General features: G+C 68.9%; 23 protein-coding genes. 22 read left to right on the top strand and 1 reads right to left on the bottom strand.

The genetic code is table 11. The annotated features are described in order from the left end of the window. Window positions 1-79: 79 nt before the first annotated feature. The 14 genes from rimM to CES90_RS05205 all read left to right on the top strand — a co-directional run bounded on the left by rimM (window position 80) and on the right by CES90_RS05205 (window position 11535). Entirely contained in the window at window positions 80-631 is a 552-nt protein-coding gene (gene rimM, locus CES90_RS05140) for a ribosome maturation factor RimM (protein ID WP_189782552.1), read from the top strand. Then, the gene (gene trmD, locus CES90_RS05145) at window positions 631-1464 is read left to right on the top strand and encodes a tRNA (guanosine(37)-N1)-methyltransferase TrmD (RefSeq protein ID WP_189782553.1); all 834 of its coding nucleotides are present in this window, start codon (window positions 631-633) and stop codon (window positions 1462-1464) included. Before rimM ends, trmD begins: the two co-directional genes overlap by 1 nt. Window positions 1465-1598: 134 nt before the next feature. Continuing rightward, entirely contained in the window at window positions 1599-1949 is a 351-nt protein-coding gene (rplS, locus tag CES90_RS05150; RefSeq protein ID WP_053848457.1) for a 50S ribosomal protein L19, read from the top strand. A 46-nt stretch (window positions 1950-1995) separates the two neighbouring features. Continuing rightward, window positions 1996-2742, top strand: coding sequence for a signal peptidase I (gene lepB / locus CES90_RS05155; RefSeq protein WP_189782554.1), 747 nt, complete (start codon window positions 1996-1998; stop codon window positions 2740-2742). After that, on the top strand, window positions 2735-3862 hold the full coding sequence (lepB, locus tag CES90_RS05160) for a signal peptidase I (RefSeq protein WP_229913762.1): 1128 nt from the start codon (window positions 2735-2737) through the stop codon (window positions 3860-3862). The genes lepB (CES90_RS05155) and lepB (CES90_RS05160) overlap by 8 nt, the downstream gene beginning before the upstream one ends. After that, window positions 3846-4730 (top strand): signal peptidase I, encoded by an 885-nt coding sequence (gene lepB / locus CES90_RS05165; protein WP_229913763.1) that lies wholly within the window; start codon window positions 3846-3848, stop codon window positions 4728-4730. The genes lepB (CES90_RS05160) and lepB (CES90_RS05165) overlap by 17 nt, the downstream gene beginning before the upstream one ends. Window positions 4731-4811: 81 nt before the next feature. After that, complete coding sequence (lepB, locus tag CES90_RS05170) at window positions 4812-5552, top strand: signal peptidase I (protein WP_189782556.1); 741 nt, start codon at window positions 4812-4814, stop codon at window positions 5550-5552. Next, on the top strand, window positions 5542-6075 hold the full coding sequence (locus tag CES90_RS05175) for an NUDIX hydrolase (protein ID WP_189782557.1): 534 nt from the start codon (window positions 5542-5544) through the stop codon (window positions 6073-6075). The genes lepB (CES90_RS05170) and CES90_RS05175 overlap by 11 nt, the downstream gene beginning before the upstream one ends. A 56-nt stretch (window positions 6076-6131) precedes the next feature. Beyond that, window positions 6132-6440 carry a DUF2469 domain-containing protein gene (locus tag CES90_RS05180; protein WP_005311352.1) on the top strand — a complete coding sequence of 103 codons (309 nt, stop codon included), beginning with the start codon at window positions 6132-6134 and terminating at the stop codon, window positions 6438-6440. 118 nt (window positions 6441-6558) lie between these two features. After that, on the top strand, window positions 6559-6924 hold the full coding sequence (locus CES90_RS05185) for a YraN family protein (RefSeq protein ID WP_189782558.1): 366 nt from the start codon (window positions 6559-6561) through the stop codon (window positions 6922-6924). Beyond that, window positions 6924-8546, top strand: coding sequence for a YifB family Mg chelatase-like AAA ATPase (locus tag CES90_RS05190; protein WP_189782559.1), 1623 nt, complete (start codon window positions 6924-6926; stop codon window positions 8544-8546). Before CES90_RS05185 ends, CES90_RS05190 begins: the two co-directional genes overlap by 1 nt. A gap of 34 nt (window positions 8547-8580) precedes the next feature. Continuing rightward, entirely contained in the window at window positions 8581-9741 is a 1161-nt protein-coding gene (gene dprA / locus CES90_RS05195; protein WP_189782560.1) for a DNA-processing protein DprA, read from the top strand. A gap of 272 nt (window positions 9742-10013) precedes the next feature. After that, on the top strand, window positions 10014-10850 hold the full coding sequence (gene whiG / locus CES90_RS05200) for an RNA polymerase sigma factor WhiG (RefSeq protein WP_189782561.1): 837 nt from the start codon (window positions 10014-10016) through the stop codon (window positions 10848-10850). Between the two features lie 127 nt (window positions 10851-10977). Then, window positions 10978-11535: a TetR/AcrR family transcriptional regulator gene (locus CES90_RS05205; RefSeq protein ID WP_189782668.1), complete on the top strand. Its 558-nt coding sequence runs from the start codon at window positions 10978-10980 to the stop codon at window positions 11533-11535. 154 nt (window positions 11536-11689) lie between these two features. On the opposite strand, the gene CES90_RS05210 is transcribed toward CES90_RS05205, so the two are convergent. Beyond that, window positions 11690-12259, bottom strand: a complete 570-nt coding sequence (locus CES90_RS05210) for a murein hydrolase activator EnvC family protein (RefSeq protein ID WP_189782562.1) — start codon at window positions 12257-12259, stop codon at window positions 11690-11692. Between the two features lie 273 nt (window positions 12260-12532). On the opposite strand from CES90_RS05210, the gene rpsB reads away from it, so the two are divergent. From rpsB to CES90_RS05250, 8 genes are all read left to right on the top strand, one after another. After that, window positions 12533-13423: a 30S ribosomal protein S2 gene (gene rpsB, locus CES90_RS05215; protein WP_189782563.1), complete on the top strand. Its 891-nt coding sequence runs from the start codon at window positions 12533-12535 to the stop codon at window positions 13421-13423. Between the two features lie 192 nt (window positions 13424-13615). Continuing rightward, window positions 13616-14452, top strand: a complete 837-nt coding sequence (gene tsf, locus CES90_RS05220; RefSeq protein WP_189782564.1) for a translation elongation factor Ts — start codon at window positions 13616-13618, stop codon at window positions 14450-14452. Between the two features lie 195 nt (window positions 14453-14647). Then, entirely contained in the window at window positions 14648-15406 is a 759-nt protein-coding gene (pyrH, locus tag CES90_RS05225) for a UMP kinase (protein WP_189782565.1), read from the top strand. 155 nt (window positions 15407-15561) lie between these two features. After that, on the top strand, window positions 15562-16119 hold the full coding sequence (frr, locus tag CES90_RS05230) for a ribosome recycling factor (RefSeq protein WP_149825702.1): 558 nt from the start codon (window positions 15562-15564) through the stop codon (window positions 16117-16119). Next, the gene (locus tag CES90_RS05235) at window positions 16119-17246 is read left to right on the top strand and encodes a phosphatidate cytidylyltransferase (protein ID WP_189782566.1); all 1128 of its coding nucleotides are present in this window, start codon (window positions 16119-16121) and stop codon (window positions 17244-17246) included. Before frr ends, CES90_RS05235 begins: the two co-directional genes overlap by 1 nt. A 141-nt stretch (window positions 17247-17387) precedes the next feature. After that, entirely contained in the window at window positions 17388-17837 is a 450-nt protein-coding gene (locus CES90_RS05240; RefSeq protein WP_189782567.1) for an SRPBCC family protein, read from the top strand. Window positions 17838-17902: 65 nt separating this feature from the next. Next, a complete protein-coding gene (gene rlmN / locus CES90_RS05245; RefSeq protein WP_189782568.1) occupies window positions 17903-19009 on the top strand; it encodes a 23S rRNA (adenine(2503)-C(2))-methyltransferase RlmN in 1107 nt (368 codons plus the stop codon). 258 nt (window positions 19010-19267) lie between these two features. Beyond that, entirely contained in the window at window positions 19268-20350 is a 1083-nt protein-coding gene (locus CES90_RS05250; protein ID WP_189782569.1) for a thiamine ABC transporter substrate-binding protein, read from the top strand. Window positions 20351-20369: the final 19 nt, after the last annotated feature.

A 20369-nucleotide genomic window follows, 5' to 3' on the forward strand; every position in this document is an offset into this window, starting at 1 on the left:
TCGCAGCACCGGCTCGGGCCGGGGAGGGCCTCTGGGCCGTCCCCGGCCCGTAGTCGTTACGACAGGAGAACTTCGAAAAGTGCAGCTCGTAGTCGCACGGATCGGCCGCGCCCACGGCATCAAGGGCGAGGTCAGCGTCGAGGTCCGCACCGACGAGCCCGAACTGCGGCTCGCGCCCGGCGCAGTGCTCATCACGGATCCTGCCTCGGCAGGCCCGCTCACCATCGAGACCGGCAGGGTGCACAGTGGTCGGCTGCTGCTGCGCTTCGAAGGGGTCAAGGACCGCAACGCCGCCGAAGCCCTCCGCAACACCCTCCTGATCGCCGAGGTCGACCCGGACGAACTGCCCGAGGAGGAGGACGAGTACTACGACCACCAGCTGATCGACCTGGACGTCGTCACCGCTGACGGCGCGGAAGTCGGCCGTATCACCGAGATCTCGCACCTGCCCTCCCAGGACCTCTTCATCGTCGAGCGGCCCGACGGGAGCGAGGTGATGATCCCCTTCGTCCAGGAGATCGTCACCGAGATCGACCTGGAGGAGCAGAGAGCAGTCATCGCTCCGCCGCCGGGTCTGATCGACGACAAGGCTGAGATCGTCTCCTCGCGGGACGCGGAGGACGAGGCGTAATGCGGCTCGACGTCGTCACGATCTTCCCCGAGTACCTCGAACCCCTCAATGTCTCCCTCGTCGGCAAGGCGCGCGCGCGTGGACAGCTGAATGTGCACGTGCATGATCTGCGCTCCTGGACGTACGACCGGCACAACACCGTCGACGACACGCCGTACGGCGGTGGCCCGGGCATGGTCATGAAGACCGACCCCTGGGGCGACGCCCTGGACTCCGTCCTCGCCGACGGCTACGAGACGGGCTCCCTCCGGCCCGCCCTGATCGTCCCCACGCCCAGCGGCCGCCCGTTCACCCAGGAACTCGCCGTCGAACTCTCCGATCGACCCTGGCTGGTCTTCACACCGGCGCGCTACGAGGGCATCGACCGCCGGGTGATCGACGAGTACGCCACCCGGATGCCCGTCTACGAGGTGTCCATCGGCGACTACGTGCTCGCCGGCGGCGAGGCGGCCGTACTTGTCATCACGGAAGCCGTGGCGCGGCTGTTGCCCGGCGTCCTCGGCAACGTGGAGTCCCACCGCGACGACTCCTTCGCACCCGGCGCCATGGCCAACCTCCTGGAGGGCCCCGTCTACACGAAGCCGCCCGAGTGGCGTGGCCGTGCCATTCCGGAGGTGCTGCTCAGCGGTCACCACGGCAAGATCGCGCGCTGGCGCCGGGACGAGGCCCTGAAGCGTACGACCGCCAACCGGCCCGACCTCATAGAGCGTTGCGACCCCAAGGCCTTCGACAAGAAGGACCGCGAGATGCTCTCCATCCTGGGCTGGGCCCCGGACCCGGAGGGGGAGCCGTACGGCCGATTTTGGCGTCGACTGGACGGCGTGGAAGAATAGACCGCTGTTGTGCGTCGTCCGGCGTGCGCCCCTGCCACAGGGGGACACGACGCCCGCCCCGACCTGGACAGCATCCTCTTGGAACACCTAGCTCCCGCCTATGACCTGTGGCATGGGCGAAGAAAGCAGACGAAATGTCTCACCTGCTCGACTCCGTCGACTCCGCGTCGCTGCGCAGCGACATCCCGGCCTTCCGCCCGGGTGACACCGTCAACGTCCACGTCCGCGTCATCGAGGGCAACCGCTCCCGTGTGCAGCAGTTCAAGGGCGTTGTGATCCGCCGCCAGGGCGCCGGTGTCCGCGAGACCTTCACGGTCCGCAAGGTCTCGTTCTCCGTCGGCGTCGAGCGCACCTTCCCGGTGCACACCCCGATCGTCGAGAAGATCGAGCTCGTCACCCGCGGTGACGTCCGTCGCGCCAAGCTGTACTACCTGCGCGAGCTGCGCGGCAAGGCGGCGAAGATCAAGGAGAAGCGCGAGAACTGAGCGCGCGCTCAGGTGTTCTAGCGGGGCCGGATACGATCTGGCCCCGATGGACACCGAAGCACAGCAGCACATGGAGCGCGACCGCTCCTCCCGCCCTTCTGAGGCCGAGCAGGCACCACCCTCGGCTCGCTCCGAGGAGATCTCGGACACAGAGCGGCCGGAGGGACGGTCGCGTTTCGTGTTGCTGGGCAGAACCGCCGACCGGGTCCCCGGTGGTCGTTACACCCTGACCGTGTTGATCTGCCTGCTTTTTCTGGCGCTCTTCAGGAACTTCGTGATGCAGCCGTTCCAGATTCCCAGCAGCTCCATGGAGAACTCATTGAGGATCGGGGACCGAGTTCTCGTAAATAAGTTGGCGTACCGTTTTGGTTCTGATCCGCAGCGAGGTGACGTCGTCGTGTTCGACGGCACCGGCTACTTCGGGAACGCCGACTACATCAAGCGCGTTGTCGGTGTGGGGGGAGACCGGGTGGTCTGCTGCGACCAGGAGGGGAGGCTTGAGGTGAACGGCCGGTCGGTCGACGAGTCGTCGTTTCTGTACCCGGGGGACAGCCCGTCGAACGTGCCTTTCGACGTGGTCGTGCCCCAAGGGCGCCTGTTCGTCCTCGGCGACCACCGCAGCGACTCCAGCGACTCCCGCGACCACTTGGGATCCCCCGGTGGCGGCATGGTCCCCCTCGACTCCGTGATCGGCCGGGCCGACTGGATCGCCTGGCCCGCCGACCACTGGACCCGGCTGGACCGCCCCGACGCCCACACGCGCGTGCCGGCCGCCGGTGGTGCGCATGGGTAACCGTGGCAAACCCCGCGGGGCGCCCAGCTCCGCCGCCGACACCCTGCTGCCTACCGGCACCCGACGGGCCGGTGGCGCGGCCCGGCCGAGCCGGGTGGAGCGGCGCAAGCTCGCCCGCAAGATCAAGCGGCGGCGGCGCCGTTCGGCGGTCAAGGAGATCCCGCTCCTGGTCGGTGTCGCCGTCCTCATCGCGCTCGTCCTGAAGACCTTCCTCGTCCAGGCCTTCGTGATCCCGTCGGGCTCCATGGAGCAGACGATCCAGATCGGCGACCGCGTCCTCGTCGACAAGCTCACCCCCTGGTTCGGCTCCAAGCCGACCCGTGGGGACGTCGTCGTCTTCAAGGACCCCGGCGGCTGGCTGGAGGACGAACAGACGACGGCCACGGGGGAAGACCCCATCGTCATCAAGCAGATCAAGGAAGGTCTGCAGTTCATCGGCCTGCTCCCGTCCGACGACGAGAAGGACCTGATCAAGCGGGTCGTCGCGGTCGGCGGCGACACCGTCAAGTGCTGTGACGCCCAGGGCCTCGTCACGGTCAACGGCATGCCGCTGAACGAGTCGGCGTACCTCCACCCCGGCAACAAACCGTCCACCCAGCCGTTCGAGGTGACCGTCCCTCAGGGCCGCCTCTGGGTCATGGGCGACCACCGGGAGAACTCCGCCGACTCGCGTGCCCACCAGAACGACACATCGAGCACCGCCCAGTACGGTGGCACGGTCTCCGAGGAGTCCGTCGTCGGCCGGGCCGTGGTGATCGCCTGGCCGGTCGGCCACTGGGGGCAGCTGGAGGAACCGGACACGTTCGCGGCCGTGCCGAGCGGCACGACCACGGCCCTCGGCGCTTCGCATAGGGTGGCCTCCGCGGATCGAAACGGATTGATCCCCCTCCCGAGCCCTGCGGAACTCCCGCTCGTTATGGGAGTGGTGGGCCTGCACCGGTTGTGGCGTGGGCGGCGGTACGGCATGAGGAGTGGATGTGGGGGATTTGGCGGTCGGCGCACGATCCGGACACGGTGGTTCCGAGGAACGGCCGGAGCGGCCCGACGAGGCGGGTTCCCCGGCCGCAGAGGACGCCGTGAACGCAGCGAACTCAGAGGGATCCGTGTCCGCCGGGAGTGACTCCCCGGCCGGAGCGGGCAGCGAGGACGGCGGGCACGCCCCCCAGGCCTCGGCCGACGACGGCGACGAGGAACAGAGGCCCAAGAAGAAGCAGCGTTCCTTCTGGAAGGAACTGCCGATCCTGATCGGTATCGCGCTGGTGCTCGCGCTGCTGATCAAGACCTTCCTGGTGCAGGCGTTCTCCATCCCGTCGGACTCGATGCAGAACACCCTGCAGGAGGGCGACCGGGTTCTGGTCGACAAGCTCACCCCGTGGTTCGGCTCCGAGCCCGAGCGTGGCGAGGTCGTCGTCTTCCACGACCCGGCCGGCTGGCTGGAGGGCGAGCCCACCCTGGAGCCCAACCCCGTGCAGCGCGTCCTCGGCTGGATCGGCCTGATGCCGTCCGCCGAGGAGAAGGACCTCATCAAGCGCGTCATCGGTGTCGCCGGCGACACCGTGGAGTGCAAGGGCACGGGCCCGCTCAAGGTCAACGGCAAGGCGCTCAGCGAGGAGTCGTACGTGTACCCGGGCAACACCCCGTGCACGGTCGACGACACCGGCGGCCAGTTCAAGGTGAAGGTGCCCGAGGGCAAAATCTGGGTCATGGGCGACCACCGGCAGAACTCGCTGGACTCCCGCTACCACCAGAACGACACGAACGGCGGCATGGTCCCCGTGAGCAGCGTCGTCGGCCGCGCCATCGTGGTCGCCTGGCCGCCCACCCGCTGGTCCACGCTGCCGGTTCCCGACACCTTCGACCAGAACCTGAGCGCCGCCGCCCCAGGAGCACTCGGCCTCGCGGGCGCGGTCCCGCTGGTGCTGTGGCGCCGCCGCCGCCTCCTCGCCGCCGAGGGCCCGAGGGTTTCTGGCACGGGTACCGCCGGGTAGGGTGCCGTCCCAGATCGCCGATCTTCCGGCGGCCCGCACCGGGCCCGGACGGTCGAATCTCCGACCTGGGGGAGCACTGGGATGAGCGGGACGACACGTCGTACGGACGAGGGCCACGGACGGCTCGGCAGCACGCTGTCGGGCATCGCCGTGGCCCTCGGCTGTGTGCTCTTCCTGGGCAGCTTCCTCTGGGGTGCGATCGTCTACCAGCCCTACACCGTGCCGACCGACTCCATGGCCCCCACGATCACCTCCGGGGACCGCATCCTCGCCGAGCGGATCGACGGCGGCGAAATCAAGCGCGGTGACGTCGTGGTCTTCCGGGAGGAGACCTGGGGCAACGCGCCCATGGTCAAGCGGGTCGTCGCGGTCGGCGGCGACACGGTCGCCTGCTGCACCGACGGCAAGCTCACCGTCAACGGCGAGAAGATCGACGAGGCCTATCTGCCGGAGGGCGAGGACGCCGAGCTGAGCGGCATCCCGGAGATCACCGTCCCCAAGGGCCGGCTCTTCCTCCTCGGTGATGAACGCAGCGGCTCCCTGGACTCCACCGCCCACCTCACCGAGGCCGGTCAGGGCACGGTGCCGCGTGACAACGTGGACGCCCGCGTGGACGCCGTCGTCTGGCCCATGGACGGCATGCTGGCCAGCCCCACCGGCTTCGAGAAGCTCGGCGCGCTCTCCACTCCCGGCCCGCTGCGGCTGATCACCGCCGCGCTCGTCGTGGGCATGGTGCTCGTCCTGGGCGGCGCCGCCTACGGACCCGTGGCCAAGCGGCTCGGCGGCCGTCCCAAGCAGTCGGAGCCGACCGGTGTCGCCTGAGCCCGAGCCGCCGTACGAGGACACGTACAAGGGCGGTCTGCGCAAGGTGGCCCGGGTGGTCCTGCTGGATCCGCAGGACCGCATCCTGCTGTTGCACGGGCACGAACCGGACGATCGCGCGGACGACTGGTGGTTCACCCCCGGCGGCGGTGTGGAGGGCACCGAGACCCGCGAGGAGGCCGCGCTGCGCGAGGTCGCCGAGGAGACCGGAATCACGGACGTCGAGCTGGGCCCGGTCCTCTGGCGGCGGACGTGTTCCTTCCCCTTCGCCGGCCGCCGCTGGGACCAGGACGAGTGGTACTACCTGGCTCGTACCGCCGATACGCATCTGCCGGTGCCGGCCGCGGCCCGTCTGACGGACCTGGAACGACGCAGCGTCGCCGGAGCACGTTGGTGGACGTGCGGGGAACTGGCCCGCACGCATGAGACGGTGTACCCGACCAGACTCGCCGAACTGCTGCGCACGCTGCTCGACGAAGGTCCCCCGGCCAAGCCCGTGGTCCTTGACACCGAAATTGTCTAGAGGCCCGCGGGGCTGGCGCACAATGGTGGGATCGCACGGCTGAAGGGGAACATGCCATGAGCGCCGAGGACCTCGAGAAGTACGAGACCGAGATGGAGCTGAAGCTCTACCGGGAGTACCGCGATGTCGTCGGTCTGTTCAAATACGTGATCGAGACCGAACGGCGCTTCTACCTGACCAACGACTACGAGATGCAGGTGCACTCGGTACAGGGCGAGGTGTTCTTCGAGGTGTCCATGGCGGACGCCTGGGTGTGGGACATGTACCGGCCGGCTCGGTTCGTGAAGCAGGTACGGGTACTCACGTTCAAGGATGTGAACATCGAGGAGCTGAACAAGAGCGATCTGGAGCTGCCGGGCAGCTGAGGCTGTGGTGGAAGTCATCCGTGTGGGTGGCGAAGTTATCCACAATCGCCCCTCTGTCCACCAAGATCCAATAGCGGGCTGAGTTGCCCTCAGTGTTGGCGCCGGAGGTGGTGCCGACATGAGCAACGCACGAGGTGCACTCGGCAAGTACGGCGAGGAGCTGGCCGCACGGCGGCTGGCCGACGCCGGGATGACGGTCCTGGAGCGCAACTGGCGCTGCGGCAGGACTGGTGAGATCGACATTGTGGCCCGGGACGGGGACGCGCTGGTCGTCTGCGAGGTCAAGACCCGCAGGGCCGGGGCTTTCGAACACCCGATGGCGGCCGTCACGACCACAAAGGCAGATCGCCTGCGCGGCCTCGCCGAACGCTGGCTCCAGGAACACGGAGGGGCCCCGCCGGGCGGCGTCCGCATCGACGTGGTCGGAGTCCTCCTGCCCACCCGCGGCGCACCCGTCGTCGAGCACGTACGGGGGGTGGCCTGATGGGATTCGCCCGCACGTGCTCGGTGGCCCTCGTCGGCGTGGAAGGCGTCGTCGTCGAGGTCCAGGCCGACCTGGAACCAGGGGTCGCCGCGTTCACGCTGGTGGGGCTGCCGGACAAGAGCCTGACGGAGAGCAGGGACCGGGTCAGGGCGGCGGTGGTCAATTCCGGTGCCGAGTGGCCACAGAAGAAGCTGACTGTGGGACTCAGCCCCGCCTCGGTGCCCAAGGCGGGCAGTGGGTTCGACCTCGCGGTCGCAAGCGCGGTCCTGGGCGCCTCCGAGCGCATCGACCCACGGGTGCTCTCGGACATCGTGATGATCGGCGAGTTGGGACTCGACGGGCGGGTACGGCCGGTCCGCGGCATCCTGCCCGCGGTGCTGGCTGCCGCCGAGGCGGGGTACGAGCAGGTCGTGGTGCCTGAATGCGCGGCCGCGGAGGCCTCGCTGGTGCCGGGCATCTCGGTGCTGGGCGTGCGCACACTGCGGCAGCTGATCGCTGTCCTCGCGGACGAACCTGTGCCGGACGAGGAACCCGACGAGGGGCGTCCGGACCCGCTGATGGCCGGACTGAGACTTCCGGGCACGGGTGCGGCCACCGGCATGCACACCGCGGGAGCCGCCCAGCAGGACCAGGGGCACGATCTCGCCGATGTCGTCGGCCAGCTCGCGGCCCGGACCGCGGTGGAGGTCGCCGCGGCCGGGGGCCACCACCTCTTCCTGGAGGGGCCGCCGGGTGCGGGCAAGACGATGCTGGCCGAGCGGCTGCCGGCCATCCTGCCGAGGCTGAGCAGGGAGGAGTCGCTGGAGGTCACGGCCGTCCACTCGATCGCCGGCCTGCTCCCGGCGGGGAAACCGCTGGTCGACGTGGCGCCCTACTGCGCCCCTCACCACTCGGCCACCATGCAGGCCCTCGTCGGTGGCGGTCAGGGCGTCGCACGGCCGGGTGCGGTGTCGCTCGCCCATCGAGGGGTGCTCTTCCTCGACGAGACTCCCGAGTTCGGCAGCCAGGCGCTCGACGCGCTCCGACAGCCGCTGGAAGCCGGGCATGTCGTGATCGCGCGCAGCGCGGGGGTCGTCCGGTTCCCGGCGAAGTTCCTGATGGTCCTGGCGGCCAATCCGTGCCCATGCGGCCGGTTCTCGCGGACGGACGACCTGTGCGAGTGCCCGCCCGCCACGATCCGCCGCTATCAGGCGAGGCTCTCCGGGCCGTTGCTGGACCGGGTCGACCTCCGGGTCGAGGTCGACCGTGTCACGCGCTCAGAACTCTCCCAGCGCGATGCGCGGGGAGAGTCCACCGTGACGGTGGCCGACCGCGTGCGAGCCGCCAGGGAGCGGGCGACGGTACGGCTGGCGGGCATGCCGTGGCGGACGAACAGCGAGGTGCCGGGGCGCGAGCTGCGCAGCCGGTGGCACGCCGCGCCGGGCGCGATGGACGAAGCCGAGCGGAGTCTGGAGCGGGGCGTACTGACCGCACGCGGCCTGGATCGGGTGCTGAGGGTCGCGTGGACCATCGCCGATCTCGTCGGTCACGACCGCCCGGACGCGACGGACGTCAACTTGGCCCTGCAGCTTCGCACCGGGATCCCGCGGGGCGTGCCGATGGCGATCGGGGCGCTGGTATGAGGCCGGCGTTCTGTGTCCCCATGGTGGGTGAACGATGACCGGTGAGGGTGTGTCGGACGCCGAGCGGCTCGATCGGGTCTTCCTCGCCCGTGTCCTCGAACCCGGGGACGAGCTCGGCGGTCGGTGGCTGCGGGAACTCGGCGTCCAGGAGCTGGTGCGGCGGTGCTCAGGGCACGGGCCGCCGCTGCCGGGGGCGTCGGAGAAGCGGTGGGCGGGGCTGTGCGCCCGCGCCGGGCGGGCCGATCCGGAAAAGGATCTGGCCCAGGCTCAGGCATCCGGTGCGCGATTCCTCGTGCCCGGGGACGCAGAGTGGCCCGGGCAGCTTGATGATCTGGGCGACGGGCGGCCTGTAGGGCTGTGGGTTCGGGGAAAGGCCAATGTGCGGATGTGGGCCTTGCGGTCCGTGGCCGTCGTGGGGGCGCGGGCCTGCACGGAGTACGGGGCCCACATGGCGGCCACGCTGGCGGCGGGGCTCGCCGAGCGGGGGTGGGTGGTCGTGTCCGGCGGCGCGTACGGCGTGGACGGGGCCGCTCACCGAGGGGTGCTCGGGGTCGGCGGGGCGACCGTCGCCGTGCTGGCCTGCGGGGTGGACCGGCCCTATCCGCGGGGGCACGCCCAGCTGATCGGCAGGATCGCGGAACAGGGTCTCGTGGTGGGGGAGCTGCCGCCGGGGGACCATCCGACACCGAGTCGGTTCATCCTGCGGAATCGGGTCATCGCCGCGTTGACCAGGGGCACCGTGGTCGTCGAGGCGGCCTACCGCAGCGGTGCGCTGGTCACGGCACGGGCCGCGCAGCGGTTGGGGCGGTTCACCATGGGGGTGCCCGGGCCCGCGACCTCGGCCCTCTCGGCAGGGGTGCACGAACTTCTGCGGGGCGACGCGGTACTGGTGTCCGACGCCGCCGAAGTTGTCGAGCTGGTGGGTGACATGGGAGAGCTGGCGCCCGACCGGCGCGGGCCGGTGCTCCCACGTGACCTGCTGGAACCCGCCGCACGGCAGGTGCTCGCCGCGCTGCCGGGACGAGGCACCGCGGCGGTCGACGAGATCGCCCGGGGCGCGGGGACGACCGAGGACGACACGGTCGGAAGACTGTACGAACTCCGATCACTTGGTTACGTCGAACGGCACGGCGACAGCTGGAAGTTGACACGCCAGGCGATGATCTCCGTTTCGTCGGATCGGAGGCGAAGTTGACCGAGCGTGTTCGACCGTCCGGGGGAATGCCTACCGCCTCGCGGTTTCCGGTAGTTGACGCGTCGGGTCGGTCACACAGCGCGACCGTCGTGACACCGGTGGGCGGTTAGCGGAACGTATCTGCCCACGGGCGATCCCTCGCCCTTCGCGCACTGCGACGCCCCAGTCACGCTACGCTCACGAGGATTCCGACTCAGGACAGGCAACTCGACATCAGATCGACAGCTCACTCAGGCACTCCCAGTTCACGGCAGAACGGCACAAGGCGACGAATGCCCCAGCACACCTCCGGGTCTGACCGGGCGGCGGTAACCTCCGCCGCCCGCGGCACCGTGCGCCCGCCCGCCCCCTCGACACTCGACGAGCTGTGGCGGACCTACAAGACGACGGGCGACGAACGGCTGCGCGAGCAGTTGATCCTCCACTACTCACCCCTGGTGAAGTATGTCGCGGGCCGGGTGAGCGTCGGCCTGCCGGCCAATGTCGAGCAGGCGGACTTCGTCTCCTCCGGGGTCTTCGGGCTCATCGACGCGATCGAGAAGTTCGACATCGACCGGGAGATCAAGTTCGAGACGTACGCGATCACCCGGATCCGGGGCGCGATGATCGACGAACTGCGCGCGCTGGACTGGATCCCCCGCTCGGTGCGGCAGAAGGCCCGCAATGTGGAGCGGGCGTACGCGACCCTGGAGTCCCGGCTCAGACGTACTCCCAGCGAGGGCGAGGTCGCCGCCGAGATGGGCATCCAGGTCGATGAACTCCACGCCGTCTTCAGCCAGTTGTCGCTGGCCAACGTGGTGGCGCTGGAGGAGTTGCTGCACGTCGGGGGAGAGGGCGGCGACCGGCTCAGTCTGATGGACACGCTGGAGGACACCGCCGCCGACAACCCGGTCGAGGTGGCCGAGGACCGTGAGCTGCGGCGGTTCCTGGCACGGGCCATCAACACACTGCCCGAGCGGGAGAAGACCGTCGTCACGCTGTACTACTACGAGGGGCTCACGCTCGCCGAGATCGGGAACGTGCTGGGTGTGACCGAGAGCCGGGTGAGCCAGATCCACACCAAGTCGGTCCTGCAGTTGCGGGCGAAGCTGGCGAGTTTCGGCCGCTGAGCCGGTCTGACCCGGCCGAATGCGGGTCGCCTGGTGGTGCTTGGTGAGGCCGGTCGGGGGAAGCCTCTCCCGTGAGCGGCGGTCCGTCCGTACAGTGGTTGACGTGCCAAGGATTCGAGCGGCCTCCGTGGCCGAGCACCGGTCGATGCAGCGAACCGCTTTGCTGGACGCGGCTCGCTCTTTGTTGTCCGAGGGTGGGACGGAGGCGCTGACGTTCCCGGCGCTCGCCGAGCGCACGGGGCTGGCGCGGTCGTCCGTGTACGAGTACTTCCGGTCGCGGGCCGCCGTGGTCGAGGAGCTGTGCGAGGTCGACTTCCCGGTGTGGGCGGCCGAGATCGAGGCGGCGATGGCGGTTGTCGATCGGGCCGAGGACAAGGTCGAGGCGTACGTCCGTAAGCAGCTGGAGCTGGTCGGGGACCGGCGGCATCGGGCCGTGGTCGCGATCTCGGCGAGCGAGTTGGATGCCGGGGCCCGGGAGAAGATCCGGGCCGCGCATGGTGGGCTCGTCGCGATGATCGTGGAGGCACTCGGAGGGCTGGGGCATGCGGAGCCTCGGTTGGCCGCGATGTTGTTGCAGGGTGTCGTGGATGCGGCGGTGCGGCGGATTGAGCTGGGGGCCGCCGAGGATCCCTCCGCGATCACCGACGCGGCGGTTTCGATGGCCCTTCGGGGTGTGCGGGGCTGAGGCTCTTGCTCCCGGGTGCCGGCGGCCGGTGCCGGGCGGGGGTGGAGTGCGCTTGTCGGCGCTGACAGGGTGCCGGTGGGCCCACCCTCCCCCACTCCCGGCTTCGCTCGAGCGGGAGGTACCCCCATCGCCCCAGCGGCACGACTGCCCGCGGCTATGACAGCGGCAGTAGACGTGATGGGCCCCTTCTCAGGAGCCATGGGGGCAGTAGGGACAACGGGTTCAGATAGGTGTCCGCTCTGCGTAGGCCCCAGTGCAGGCAGGCTGTCGGGCAGTGGGAGGGGGAGGGCTCCAGGGTGCCCAGGATGGTGCCTGCTGCCACCTCGTCGCCCTTCTTCACGGACACCCGTACCGGTTCGTAGGTCGTGCGCAGGGGCGGGTCACCCGTGTTGGTCAGTTCGATCGCGATGACTCCTCGGCCTGCCACTCGGCCGGCGAAGGACACGCGGCCGGTGGCGACCGCTTGTACCGGAGACCCAGCGGGGGCGGACAGGTCGACGCCTCGGTGGCCTCTGGCGTAGGGGGTCGGCGGTGGGTCCCAGGCGTGGACCACCAGGGGGCGCAGGCCCACGGGCCAGGCGCGGCCGAGGGCGGGGACCGGCCCCTCGGCGTTCCGCGGACCCGAACCCGCTCCCGCCGCCGGTGTGATCGGGAGCAGCGCCGTCAGGCACAACAGCAACGCCGACCACGTCCACACCAGTCGTTTCGTTCGCTCGTCAGACATGCGGGAAGCGTCCCGCGGATGGCGGGATCATGGCCGGGATCTGTGGAGTACTCGGCGGTTGTGGATATCGGCGTCACCCGGGGCCTCGTGGGTCCCGTACACTTCTGATGGCGATCCGGGTCACCGGGTCGACTTCGCACGCCCCGGTACGAGGCCCTTCCGTGGTCCGTATCAGCGCCCCTCGGTCCTTTGCGGCAACGGCGCATCGCGGGCGTCAGGCGCGGGAGCCGTCCGGTTCTCGCGGCACAACCGAGAAATTCAAGGAGAACGGCCATGGCCGTCGTCACGATGCGGGAGCTGCTGGAGAGCGGCGTCCACTTCGGTCACCAGACCCGTCGCTGGAACCCGAAGATGAAGCGCTTCATCTTCACCGAGCGCAACGGCATCTACATCATCGACCTGCTCCAGTCGCTGTCGTACATCGACCGCGCCTACGAGTTCGTCAAGGAGACCGTCGCCCACGGCGGCACGGTCATGTTCGTCGGCACGAAGAAGCAGGCGCAGGAGGCCATCGCCGAGCAGGCCACCCGCGTCGGCATGCCCTACGTCAACCAGCGCTGGCTGGGCGGCATGCTCACCAACTTCTCGACCGTCTACAAGCGTCTGCAGCGCCTCAAGGAGCTCGAGCAGATCGACTTCGAGGACGTGGCCGCCTCCGGCCTCACCAAGAAGGAGCTGCTGGTCCTCTCCCGCGAGAAGGCCAAGCTGGAGAAGACCCTCGGCGGTATCCGCGAGATGCAGAAGGTGCCCAGCGCCGTCTGGATCGTGGACACCAAGAAGGAGCACATCGCGGTCGGCGAGGCCCGGAAGCTCAACATCCCGGTCGTCGCCATCCTCGACACCAACTGCGACCCCGACGAGGTCGACTACAAGATCCCGGGCAACGACGACGCGATCCGCTCCGTCACCCTGCTCACCCGTGTGATCGCCGACGCTGTCGCCGAGGGCCTCATCGCCCGCTCCGGCGTCGCCACCGGCGAAAAGGGCGAGAAGGCCGCGGGCGAGCCGCTCGCCGAGTGGGAGCGCGACCTGCTCGAGGGCGAGAAGAAGGCCGACGAGGCGGAGAAGCCGGCCGAGGCCGCTGCCGAGGCTCCCGCTGCCGAGGCTCCCGCTGCGGAGGCCCCCGCCGCCGAGGCTCCGGCCGCGGACGCCGAGCAGGCCTGACCTTCACGGTCGTACGGCTGTCGACATGACGGCGGGTGGCGCCGAGCACGCCACCCGCCGTTCACCCACAGCCACTAGATCTTCGGGGCAGTAGATCTCCGCAGCCCGTAGATCTTCGGCGGGCGCTCGCCCTACGCGCGGCGGCGGACGCCGACTTCGAGACTTCGAACTCCGAGAAGAGATTCACAGATCATGGCGAACTACACCGCCGCCGACGTCAAGAAGCTCCGCGAGCTCACCGGCGCCGGCATGATGGACTGCAAGAAGGCGCTGGACGAGGCCGAGGGCAACGTCGACAAGGCCGTCGAGGCCCTGCGCATCAAGGGCCAGAAGGGCGTCGCCAAGCGCGAGGGCCGCTCCGCCGAGAACGGCGCCGTGGTCTCCCTCATCGCCGACGACAACACCTCCGGTGTCCTGGTCGAGCTGAAGTGCGAGACGGACTTCGTCGCCAAGGGTGAGAAGTTCCAGGCCGCCGCCGCCGCGATCGCCGAGCACGTCGCCAAGACCTCCCCGGCCGACCTCGAGGCCCTGCTCGCCTCCGAGATCGAGGCCGGCAAGACCGTCCAGGCGTACGTCGACGAGGCCAACGCCAACCTCGGCGAGAAGATCGTCCTGGACCGCTTCGCGCAGTTCGCCGACGGTTTCGTCTACGCCTACATGCACCGCACCATGCCCGACCTGCCCCCGCAGATCGGTGTCCTGGTGGAGCTGGACAAGGCCGACGCCGAGCTCGCCAAGGGTGTCGCCCAGCACATCGCCGCCTTCGCGCCGAAGTACCTCTCCAAGGAGGACGTGCCGGCCGAGGTCGTCGAGTCCGAGCGCCGCGTCGCCGAGGAGACCACCCGCGCCGAGGGCAAGCCCGAGGCCGCCCTGCCGAAGATCGTCGAGGGTCGCCTCAACGGCTTCTTCAAGGACGCCACGCTGCTCGGCCAGCCGTACGCGCTGGACAACAAGAAGTCGGTCCGGAAGGTCCTGGACGAGGCCGGTGTCACCCTGAAGCGCTTCACGCGCATCAAGGTCGGCATCTGAGTCCGTTGCACGACCGGCACCCGGCCCCGATAGGGTCGAGTGCAGTCGTTCGCGTATCCCGCCACGTGCGCGCGTGACGCGTGACGGACGACAGCAGATCTGACGAGGAGGCCATTGCCGAGCATGGGTTGCGAACACCACCCCACCGGCAATGGCCTTCTTCGTATGTGCGACACGTAAAGAGGCGAGATCTCCATGACCACCAAGCCCGAGAAGAGCGACGACGGCAAAGTACGCGGCCGGTATCTGCTGAAGCTGTCCGGAGAGGCGTTCTCCGGGGGCGGTGGCCTCGGCGTCGACCCTGACGTGGTGCACGCCATCGCCCGGGAGATCGCGGCCGTCGTACGCGACGGAGCAGAGATCGCGGTCGTCATCGGCGGCGGCAACTTCTTCCGCGGCGCCGAACTCCAGCAGCGCGGCATGGACCGGGCCCGCTCCGACTACATGGGCATGCTCGGCACGGTCATGAACTGCCTCGCCCTCCAGGACTTCCTGGAGAAGGAGGGCATCGACAGCCGGGTCCAGACCGCCATCACCATGGGCCAGGTCGCCGAGCCGTACATCCCGCTACGCGCCGTGCGCCACCTCCAGAAGGGCCGCGTGGTCATCTTCGGCGCCGGTATGGGCATGCCGTACTTCTCCACCGACACCACCGCCGCCCAGCGCGCCCTGGAGATCGACGCCGAGGCGCTGCTGATGGGCAAGAACGGCGTGGACGGGGTCTACGACTCCGACCCCAAGACCAACCCGGACGCGGTCAAGTTCGACTCCCTCGGCTATGGCGAGGTCATCACCCGCGAGCTGAAGGTCGCCGACGCCACCGCCATCACGCTCTGCCGTGACAACAAGCTCCCGATCCTCGTGTTCGAGCTTCTCAAGGAGGGCAATATCGCGCGGGCCGTCAAGGGTGAGAAGATCGGCACTCTCGTGGGTGATCAGGGAAGCCGGGCCTGACCGGGTCCTTCCCTGCCCGGGGGACGGAGCCTGACCGGGGGATGGACAATGTCCTGCCGGTCGGGAACCGTGCAGGAATAAGACGCGACGCAGCCGGCCGCCGACGTGACCAATGAACAGCAGCCGGGCCTACTCAAGACACGCAGGAGCAAGTGGTGATCGAAGAGACCCTCCTCGAGGCCGAGGAGAAGATGGAGAAGGCCGTCGTGGTCGCCAAGGATGACTTCGCCGCGATCCGCACCGGCCGTGCGCACCCGGCGATGTTCAACAAGATCGTGGCCGACTACTACGGTGCGCTGACGCCGATCAACCAGCTGGCCTCGTTCTCGGTGCCGGAGCCGCGCATGGCCGTGGTGACCCCGTTCGACAAGACCGCGCTGCGCAACATCGAGCAGGCGATCCGTGACTCCGACCTCGGCGTCAACCCGAGCAACGACGGCAACATCATCCGGGTGGTGTTCCCCGAACTCACCGAGGAGCGCCGCCGTGACTACATCAAGGTCGCCAAGACCAAGGGCGAGGACGCCAAGGTCTCGATCCGTTCCGTACGCCGCAAGGCCAAGGACGCCATCGACAAGCTCGTCAAGGACGGCGAGGTCGGCGAGGACGAGGGCCGCCGTGCGGAGAAGGAGCTCGACGACACCACCGCGAAGTACGTCGCCCAGGTGGACGAGCTGCTCAAGCACAAGGAAGCGGAGCTCCTCGAGGTCTGATGAACGACTCATCCTGGGGAGCGCCGCCACAAGCCGGGTACTGGGCGCCGACCGACCGGGGGCCTGTACAGGCGCATGCCCCGGCGGGTCCCGCGTACGATGCGCCTGAGGCTCGGCATCCGATGCAGACTCAGCCCATGCCCATCGTGCCCGACGTACCCGCGCATGGCGGGAACCAGGACGACGACCGGGGGGCCGCTCGGCCGGCCGGCCCCCTGTTCCGCGACGAGACGCCGTCGGCGCATCCCTACGGGGAGTTGCCGCAGAAGTCGGAGCCCATGCACGACGCACCTCAGCCCACCCCGCAGAAGAAGAGCGCGGGCCGTGATCTGAGCGCCGCCATAGGGGTGGGCGTCGGGCTCGGCGCGGTCATCGTCGCTTCGCTGTTCATCGTCAAGGCCGTCTTCGTCGGCGTCATAGCGGTCGCCGTGGTGGTCGGGCTGTGGGAGCTCACCTCACGGCTGCAGGAGCGCAAGGGCATCAAGGCGCCCCTCGTGCCGCTCGCGGTCGGCGGCGCCGCGATGGTCGTCGCCGGGTATGTACGCGGGCCGGAGGGCGCCTGGGTGGCCATGGCGCTCACCGCGCTCGCCGTCCTCCTCTGGCGTATGACGGAACCGCCGGAGAACTATCTCAAGGACGTCACCGCGGGGGTCTTCGCGGCCTTCTACGTGCCGTTCCTGGCGACGTTCGTCGCCCTGATGCTCACCGCCGACGACGGACCGCAGCGGGTCCTCGTGTTCCTGGTGCTGACCGTCGTCAGTGACACGGGCGCGTACGCCGTCGGCTGGCGCTTCGGTACGCACAAGCTCGCCCCGCGCATCAGCCCCGGCAAGACCCGGGAGGGCCTGCTCGGCGCCATCGCCTTCGCCATGGTCGCGGGCGCGCTGCTCATGCAGTTCGTGATCCACGACGGCACCTGGTGGCAGGGCCTGCTCCTCGGCTTCGCCGTCGCCGCCAGCGCCACACTGGGCGACCTCGGAGAGTCCATGATCAAACGGGACCTCGGCATCAAGGACATGGGCACCTTGCTGCCTGGGCACGGCGGCATCATGGACCGGCTGGACTCGCTGCTGCCTACGGCGCCGGTGGTGTGGTTGCTGCTGGTGCTGTTCGTGGGCTCGGGTTGACGGTCTCGTACTACGCGATGTGAGTGAGCCCCCGTCCTTTTCCGGGCGGGGGCTTCGTGCCGTGGACCCACGGGTGGTCCGGTGGGACGATTCTCGTGGAGACCCTTGCAGGGGGGATCGCCCTGAAAGGGGGCGGGCTTTATGTCCGACTTCCGTGAATCGATCGACATCGACTGCCGCCCGGAGGATGCCTGGGCGTACATCACCGAGTTCTCCCACCTCCCCGAATGGCAGGAGAGCGCGGTCTCGACGGAGCAGCTCGACGCCGAGCCGGTCGGTGTCGGCTCCCGGCTGCGCATCACCCGGCACATCGGCCGCCGGGACATCCCGATGACCATGCAGCTCACCGAGTACGAGCCGCCCCGGGTCTGGGGCATGCAAGGCATCGACGGCCCCGTCCGCGGACATGTGCACGGCGAGATCACCCCGCTCGACGAAGGCCGCCGCTCCCGCGTGACCATCGAGGTCGGCTTCGACGGCAAGGGCATCGGCAAGGCCCTCGTCCCCCTCGTCGTCCGCCCCCAGATCCGCAAGGAACTGCCGCGCAACGAACAGCACCTCAAGGACAGGCTGGAGCACCCTGTCCCATAGTCCTACCGGAGGGGCAGGGCCGTGGCCGCAGGTCGCCGCGAACGATCTGCGACACTGGTACGGCCATGCCTAAGCCCGGAGAACTCACTTTCGTCGCCCCCCGCGGAGCCAAGAAGCCGCCGCGGCATCTTGCCGATCTCTCGCCTGCGGAGCGTAAGGACGCTGTTGCCGCGATCGGCGAGAAGCCGTTTCGTGCCAAGCAGCTCTCGCAGCACTACTTCGCGCGGTACGCGCACGCCCCGGAGCAGTGGACCGACATCCCCGCGGGTGCGCGCACGAAGCTCCAGGAGGCGCTGCTTCCGGAGCTGATGACGGTCGTACGGCATCTGTCGACCGACCAGGAGACCACCCGCAAGACGCTGTGGCGGCTGTTCGACGGGACGCTCGTCGAGTCGGTGCTGATGCGGTACCCGGACCGGGTCACCATGTGCATCAGCTCGCAGGCGGGGTGCGGAATGAACTGCCCGTTCTGTGCCACCGGGCAGGCCGGGCTCGATCGGAATCTGTCCACCGCCGAGATCGTCCATCAGATCGTCGACGGGATGCGGGCGCTCCGGGACGGGGAGATTCCCGGTGGGCCCGCGCGGCTTTCCAACATCGTCTTCATGGGGATGGGGGAGCCGCTCGCCAATTACAACCGGGTCGTCGGGGCGATTCGGCGGCTCACCGATCCTGAGCCTGACGGGCTCGGGCTCTCGCAGCGTGGGATCACCGTGTCCACGGTCGGGCTCGTGCCGGCCATCCACCGGTTCGCCGACGAGGGCTTCAAGTGCCGGCTCGCGATCTCGCTGCACGCGCCGGACGACGAGCTGCGTGACACCCTCGTACCGGTGAACACGCGGTGGAAGGTGCGCGAGGTGCTGGATGCCGGGTGGGAGTACGCGGCCAAGTCCGGGCGGCGGCTGTCCATCGAGTACGCGCTGATCCGGGACATCAACGACCAGGCGTGGCGCGGTGACCGGCTCGGGCGACTGCTCAAGAGCAAGCCTGTGCACGTCAATCTCATTCCGCTGAACCCGACCCCTGGCTCGAAGTGGACCGCCTCGCGGCCGGAGGACGAGAAGGCGTTCGTGGAGGCCATCGCCGCCCACGGGGTGACGGTGACCGTCCGGGACACCCGCGGGCAGGAGATCGACGGGGCGTGCGGCCAGCTGGCGGCCACGGAGAGGTAACCGAGGAGCGGCCGAGAAGTAGTAGGGATTCGGCCACGGGGTACTCTGACCTCCGTACACATCTTCATATTCCGACAGGGGAGCGCCACAGCGCTGAGAGTGCGGCGACCGGGCCGCAGACCCTCTGAACCTCGCCCAGGTCATTCTGGGTAGGAAGTTCGGTCATCACTCAAGCTGTTGCGCCCTGCCCGGGAAACCTCCGCGGAGTCGGTCCCGGGCAGGGCCGCGTCTCTTCCTGGTCACCCCAGGAGGAATTCAGTGAGCATCAGGACGTTCGTCGCCGCGGCCGTAGGCCTCGGGCTCGTCACGCTGTCCGCATGCGGTTCGTCGTCCGACGACACCGGGTCGGGCGGCGGCGGTTCCAAGACGGTCACGGTCGTCAGCCATGGCTCTTTCTCCTACTCCAAGGCCGTCATGACGGCGTTCGAGAAGGAGTCCGGCTACAAGGTCAAGGTCCTCGAGAGCGGCGACGCGGGCCAGGCCGTCAACCAGGCGATCCTGACCAAGGACAATCCGCAGGGCGACGTCTTCTTCGGTGTCGACAACACGCTGCTCTCCCGGGCCCTCGACAACGGCCTCTTCCAGCCGTACGAGGCGAAGGGGCTCGACAAGGTCGGCGCCGAGTACCAGCTCGACAAGGACGAGCACCGGGTCACGCCCGTCGACTACGGCGACATCTGCGTCAACTACGACAAGGCCTACTTCAGCAAGAACAAGATCGAGCCGCCGCAGAACTTCGACGATCTGATCAAGCCCGAGTACAAGAACCTGCTGGTCACCGAGAACGCCTCCACCTCCTCCCCGGGGCTCGGATTCGTCCTCGGTACCGCCGCGCAGTACGGCGACGACGGGTGGGAGAACTACTGGGAGAAGCTCAAGGCCAATGGGGTGAAGGTCGTCGACGGCTGGGAGCAGGCCTACCGCCAGGAGTTCTCCGGGTCCACCGACGGCAAGAAGGCCGGTGGCGATCGGCCGCTCGTCGTCTCGTACGCCTCCTCGCCGCCCGCCGAGGTCATCTACGCCGACCCGCGCCCGAAGGCGGCGCCCACCGGGGTCGCGACCGGCACCTGCTTCCGGCAGATCGAGTTCGCGGGGCTGCTGAGCAACGCGAGGAACGCCGAGGGTGGCAAGGCGTTCATCGACTTCCTGATCTCGAAGGAGTTCCAGGAGGACATGCCGCTCAACATGTTCGTGTACCCAGTGGTCGAAGGGGCGTCCGTGCCCGCCGAGTTCACCGAGTACGGGCCGGCGGCGAAGGACCCCGAGACCATGGCGCCTCAGAAGATCGCCGAGAACCGTGACCAGTGGGTCAAGTCGTGGAACTCGCTCGTACTGAAGTAGGCAGGCCCCCCTTGCGGGG

Origin of the sequence: Streptomyces capitiformicae (genome assembly GCF_002214185.1) — a bacterium.
In the GTDB taxonomy this organism is placed as follows: domain Bacteria; phylum Actinomycetota; class Actinomycetes; order Streptomycetales; family Streptomycetaceae; genus Streptomyces; species Streptomyces capitiformicae.

Excerpts from the sequence above, each read along its gene's own strand:
- trmD (WP_189782553.1), top strand. The coding sequence starts at position 631 with ATGCGGCTCGACGTCGTCACGATCTTCCCCGAGTACCTCGAACCCCTC.
- rplS (WP_053848457.1), top strand. The coding sequence starts at position 1,599 with ATGTCTCACCTGCTCGACTCCGTCGACTCCGCGTCGCTGCGCAGCGAC.
- lepB (WP_189782554.1), top strand. The coding sequence starts at position 1,996 with ATGGACACCGAAGCACAGCAGCACATGGAGCGCGACCGCTCCTCCCGC.
- lepB (WP_229913762.1), top strand. The coding sequence starts at position 2,735 with ATGGGTAACCGTGGCAAACCCCGCGGGGCGCCCAGCTCCGCCGCCGAC.
- lepB (WP_189782556.1), top strand. The coding sequence starts at position 4,812 with ATGAGCGGGACGACACGTCGTACGGACGAGGGCCACGGACGGCTCGGC.
- CES90_RS05180 (WP_005311352.1), top strand. The coding sequence starts at position 6,132 with ATGAGCGCCGAGGACCTCGAGAAGTACGAGACCGAGATGGAGCTGAAG.
- CES90_RS05185 (WP_189782558.1), top strand. The coding sequence starts at position 6,559 with ATGAGCAACGCACGAGGTGCACTCGGCAAGTACGGCGAGGAGCTGGCC.
- CES90_RS05190 (WP_189782559.1), top strand. The coding sequence starts at position 6,924 with ATGGGATTCGCCCGCACGTGCTCGGTGGCCCTCGTCGGCGTGGAAGGC.
- dprA (WP_189782560.1), top strand. The coding sequence starts at position 8,581 with ATGACCGGTGAGGGTGTGTCGGACGCCGAGCGGCTCGATCGGGTCTTC.
- whiG (WP_189782561.1), top strand. The coding sequence starts at position 10,014 with ATGCCCCAGCACACCTCCGGGTCTGACCGGGCGGCGGTAACCTCCGCC.
- CES90_RS05210 (WP_189782562.1), bottom strand. The coding sequence starts at position 12,259 with ATGTCTGACGAGCGAACGAAACGACTGGTGTGGACGTGGTCGGCGTTG.
- rpsB (WP_189782563.1), top strand. The coding sequence starts at position 12,533 with ATGGCCGTCGTCACGATGCGGGAGCTGCTGGAGAGCGGCGTCCACTTC.
- tsf (WP_189782564.1), top strand. The coding sequence starts at position 13,616 with ATGGCGAACTACACCGCCGCCGACGTCAAGAAGCTCCGCGAGCTCACC.
- pyrH (WP_189782565.1), top strand. The coding sequence starts at position 14,648 with ATGACCACCAAGCCCGAGAAGAGCGACGACGGCAAAGTACGCGGCCGG.
- CES90_RS05235 (WP_189782566.1), top strand. The coding sequence starts at position 16,119 with ATGAACGACTCATCCTGGGGAGCGCCGCCACAAGCCGGGTACTGGGCG.
- CES90_RS05240 (WP_189782567.1), top strand. The coding sequence starts at position 17,388 with ATGTCCGACTTCCGTGAATCGATCGACATCGACTGCCGCCCGGAGGAT.
- rlmN (WP_189782568.1), top strand. The coding sequence starts at position 17,903 with ATGCCTAAGCCCGGAGAACTCACTTTCGTCGCCCCCCGCGGAGCCAAG.